Annotated in this window: 4 protein-coding genes; all 4 read left to right on the top strand. The window is 38.2% G+C overall.

Features of this window, described 5'->3' with window-relative positions:
- Positions 1–316 precede the first annotated feature (316 nt).
- A complete protein-coding gene (locus CWB66_RS19050; protein ID WP_077538068.1) occupies positions 317–775 on the top strand; it encodes an Lrp/AsnC family transcriptional regulator in 459 nt (152 codons plus the stop codon).
- A gap of 122 nt (positions 776–897) precedes the next feature.
- The gene (locus CWB66_RS19045) at positions 898–2,454 is read left to right on the top strand and encodes a SulP family inorganic anion transporter (protein WP_138586595.1); all 1,557 of its coding nucleotides are present in this window, start codon (positions 898–900) and stop codon (positions 2,452–2,454) included.
- A gap of 188 nt (positions 2,455–2,642) precedes the next feature.
- Positions 2,643–3,716 (top strand): sensor histidine kinase, encoded by a 1,074-nt coding sequence (locus CWB66_RS19040; protein WP_077538066.1) that lies wholly within the window; start codon positions 2,643–2,645, stop codon positions 3,714–3,716.
- Positions 3,713–4,537: a LytR/AlgR family response regulator transcription factor gene (locus CWB66_RS19035; RefSeq protein ID WP_077538065.1), complete on the top strand. Its 825-nt coding sequence runs from the start codon at positions 3,713–3,715 to the stop codon at positions 4,535–4,537. The genes CWB66_RS19040 and CWB66_RS19035 overlap by 4 nt, the downstream gene beginning before the upstream one ends.
- The last annotated feature ends 40 nt before the right edge of the window (positions 4,538–4,577 follow it).

The raw sequence follows: 4,577 nt of genomic DNA, 5'->3' as shown, positions 1-4,577 counted from the left end.
CAGAGACTAAGCAAGCTGTTGTCGTCGAGCAAGGTGGTTATTCCCATAAATAGTCGATAATGCAGCATAAATGCCAAACATGCGCTGCCCTTTGAGCTATTTTCTTATCGCTATAATAGATCACTAATTTAATGCAATTGGTATAACACGACAGTGGGCGATGAAAAAAACACTAATCCATTTGTAAGTGGGCTATATGGTTAATGCCTATTCATGTTTGAGTTAAGAAAGTAACTTAGAAAAGATAAAAATAAGCAGACTGTTTTTTAAAATAGCTGTATAATTTAACCAGTTTATTTGATAAATAAGAAATAAAATGTCTCTAAATCACGTAGATCGCCAAATTTTGGCACTTTTACAACAAGACGCTAGTTTATCTACTGCAGAAATAGCGGATAAAGTTGGCTTATCACAATCTCCTTGTTGGCGTCGTATCGCGAAGCTTGAGCAAGATGGTTATATAAAAAGCAAAGTTGCTCTTTTAGACGAAAAGAAACTTGGTTTTGATATGCTCGTTTATGCTCACGTACGTTTATCTAATCACGGGAAAAAGAATCTTGCCGAGTTTGAAAAGCTGATCATGAGCTATGATCAAGTAACCGAGTGTTACACTATGGCAGGAACAATGGACTTTATGTTACGCATTATCTCACAAGGTATTGAAGGTTATGAGCACTTTGTTCGCGATAACCTATTGAGCTTAGAATACGTACAAGAAGTACATTCCAATGTGACAATGACGTGCGTAAAACGCAGCACAGCCCTTCCTCTATAAAATATATTTCTGTTAGGTTAAACACCGTTTAGCCTAACAATACAATGACAATTGTTAACTGGGCGCTAATTTGATAGAATTTGGCGCTTTTTTAATACCCATTACACCATTTGAGGAACTCAATGTTTAACTTACTCAGTAGGGCGCCAAGCTCTGCTAAAAACGATATTCTCTCTGGATTAACCGTGGCGCTTGCCTTGGTACCAGAAGCTGTTGCGTTTGCCTTTGTTGCAAATGTAGAACCTTTAGTTGGTCTATATGCCGCGTTTATCGTTGGTTTAATCACGGCTATATTTGGCGGTCGCCCTGGTATGATTTCAGGTGCTACTGGCGCATTGGCTGTAGTAATGGTGAGTTTAGTGCTCGACCATGGTGTAGAATATCTATTTGCGACTGTATTATTGATGGGGATACTGCAAATACTTGCGGGTATATTTAAGCTCGGAAAGTTTATCCGAATGGTGCCACACCCAGTTATGTTGGGCTTTGTGAATGGCTTGGCAATTGTTATATTTTTAGCTCAGCTAGGGCAATTTAAAGTACCAGACGGGATGGGCGGACAACAGTGGATGACAGGTAGCCCACTGTTTATAATGCTTGGATTAGTCGCATTAACAATGGCTATCATTCATTTTTTACCCAAGCTAACCACCGCAGTGCCTTCCTCTTTAGTGGCCATTGTAACGGTAACGGGTTTAGTTATTGGTTTTGATTTAGAAGCACACACTGTACTTGATTTCTTAAAAGGAATGACAGGTGATGAAGCCGCTACAATTGCCGGCGGCCTGCCAGAGTTTCATATTCCTATGGTGCCTTTTAATTTAGAAACATTACAAATTATTTTCCCATACGCGCTTATATTAGCGGCAATTGGTTTAATTGAGTCATTATTAACACTTAGCTTAATTGATGAAATAACAGAGACACGCGGTCACAGCAACAAAGAATGTATTGGTCAAGGTGCTGCAAATATTACTTGTGGTATGTTTGGTGCTATGGGTGGCTGTGCAATGATTGGTCAATCTATGATCAACATAAATTCAGGCGGCCGCTCTCGTTTATCCGGTATAAGTGCTGCGCTTATGTTACTTGGTTTTATTATTTTTGCATCAAGCCTAATTGAAATGATCCCATTAGCTGCACTTGTTGGTGTAATGTTTATGGTTGTACTTGGTACATTTGAATGGGCAAGCTTCAAAATGATGAAGCGTGTACCATTATCTGATGCATTTGTGATTGTACTGGTTTCGGGTGTAACCGTTATTACTGATTTAGCAATTGCCGTGTGTGTAGGTGTTATAGTCTCTGCACTTGTATTTGCTTGGCAGCACGCTAAGCATATATATACAACAAACTACATTGATAATGAAGGTGCTAAAGTATATGAACTACACGGTCCATTATTCTTTGGTTCAGTCAAAAACTTCTCTGAGTTATTTGATGTTAAAAATGATCCTAAAGACGTAATAGTCGAATTTAAACATAGCCGTGTTTCAGATCACAGTGCTATAGAAGCAATTGATGCACTTGCTGAAAAATACACTAAAGCGGGTAAGCAGCTTCATTTACGTCATTTAAGCAAAGACTGTACTCAGTTATTACACAAAGCACGTGATTTAGTAGAAGTAAATGTCATTGAAGATCCAACTTACAAGGTTGCTTCAGACAAGCTTGCATAGTCACCTATTTAATAAATAGTATTAAAAAAGCGAGAGGTCACACCCTTTCGCTTTTTTATTATCGGCGCTATACAACTTTGCGTTAAGGCTCTTAAAAACTAAGACAGTTGGTAGTGCTAAACATTCTGATAAATCTATATAATGTGTAAGTCGAATTAGACTTTAACACTATGGAGTAAACGTAAATTTTGAACTGGCAATCTTTAGTTGATAATCGACAGCGCTTTTTTTGGCTCCTGCAAATTGCAGGCTGGATTGGTTATGCGCTTGTAAATTACATCGGCTCTAAAGTATTTGAAATGCGCGATATCTACGTGTTTGTGATTTTGCTCAATGCTTACGCCGGTTGTTTGATGACTGTCCCACTGCGTTATATATATCGCACGGTATGGAATGCTTCACCTTGGGTGCTTATGGTGGTTGTGTTTGGTGCTTCTTACGTAACAGGCACTTTATGGGCGGTAGTTCAAAAGTTTAATCTGTGGGAAATTTATCGCCATGGTTATAGGCCCGAAGAGTGGTTTTATTATTTACAACAGGGCTTAGACTCGGTTTATATTATATTGTGCTGGAGTGGCTTATATTTTGGTGTTAAGTATTATCAATTGTTGCAAGGTGAGCGTCAAAAAGCGCTTAAAGCAACAACGATGGCACATGAAGCACAATTAAAAATGTTGCGATACCAGCTAAACCCTCACTTTTTATTTAATACACTTAATGCTATTTCAACATTAATTTTGGTTAAAGAAAATAAAGATGCTAATTTAATGGTATCGAAATTAAGTGATTTTTTACGTTATACCTTAAACACGGATCCAATAAAAAAAGTGCCATTAGAGCAAGAGTTACATGCTCTGATGTTGTACTTAGAAATAGAACGTGTACGCTTTGACGAGCGATTAAAAGTAAACGTAGAAGTAAGCGAGCAAGCAAAAGAGGCGCTAGTGCCTAGCTTAATACTGCAACCTATTATTGAAAATGCGATTAAATACGCTATAGCTCATTTATCACATGGCGGCGTAATCGATATAAAAGCACAAGTATTTGCCAATGAACTGCTCCTAGAAGTTGGTGATAATGGGCCTGGCACTGAAATAAAAAATGGTCAGTTGGTTAATGCTCAAGGTGTAGGTGTTGCAAATACTAAAGATAGATTAAAAACGCTCTACGAAAATAACTATTCGTTTGTATTATCACATAATACGCCAAGTGGATTAAAAGTTAATCTGCGAGTACCGTTTGAGAAGGCTGTGAAGAAATGATAAAAATAAAAACACTTATTGTTGATGATGAACCATTAGCACGCAAAGGTTTAGATGTTAGGCTTGCAGAGTTTGCTGACATTGAAGTGATAAAATTATGTAGCTCGGGTGCAGACGCAATAGAAACATGCAAAAGCGAAAAGATAGATTTGGTATTTTTAGACATTCAAATGCCAGGTATGAATGGCTTTGAAGTTGCACGAGCACTTAGCGAAAGCACAAAAGTACTCCCTGCGATTGTGTTTGTAACTGCGTTTGATCAATTTGCAGTGAAAGCGTTTGAAATTCATGCTTTAGATTATATTTTAAAACCCGTTGATGACAACAGACTAAAACAGGCGGTAGAGAAAGTGCATACCTACTTAAAAACGCAGCAAGATAACGCCCATAAGAAAAAACTAGCGAGTTTTGTAGCCGGTATTACTGGTAATAATTGTGAAGAAATACTAAAAAAACTAGCGACAGGTGATACATTAACAGACAGGCGCTACCCAGAATCATTAGCCGTAAAAGAGCAGGGCGAAATAATTCGCGTCCCAGTTGCGACTATTCAATGGGTTGACGCTGCGGGGGATTATATGTGCTTGCATTGCCAAGATGGACAAACGCATATATTGCGTAAAACAATGAAAGAGCTAGAGCAAGAGTTAGATCCTCATTTGTTTGTCCGCGTTCACCGTAGTGCTATTGTTAACACAAAACAAATTAGTAAATTGGTTACACAAGTTAGTGGCGAGTATTTATTAGTACTTGAAAACGGGCAAGAGCTTAAAGTAAGCCGTAGCTACCGAGATAAGGTGAAAGCGGCACTAGCCAGTTAATACCAACCTGCATAAACCCTTGATCAATTTAACGAATTAA

Origin of the sequence: Pseudoalteromonas sp. S558 (assembly GCF_005886635.1) — a bacterium.
Classification (GTDB): Bacteria; Pseudomonadota; Gammaproteobacteria; order Enterobacterales; family Alteromonadaceae; genus Pseudoalteromonas; species Pseudoalteromonas aliena.
The sequence above is the reverse complement of the archived record's forward strand: the minus strand, read 5'-3'. Positions and strand labels throughout refer to the sequence as shown.

Bases quoted from the DNA above. Each gene is read 5' to 3' on its own strand.
- CWB66_RS19050 (WP_077538068.1), top strand. From the start codon at position 317: ATGTCTCTAAATCACGTAGATCGCCAAATTTTGGCACTTTTACAACAA.
- CWB66_RS19045 (WP_138586595.1), top strand. From the start codon at position 898: ATGTTTAACTTACTCAGTAGGGCGCCAAGCTCTGCTAAAAACGATATT.
- CWB66_RS19035 (WP_077538065.1), top strand. From the start codon at position 3,713: ATGATAAAAATAAAAACACTTATTGTTGATGATGAACCATTAGCACGC.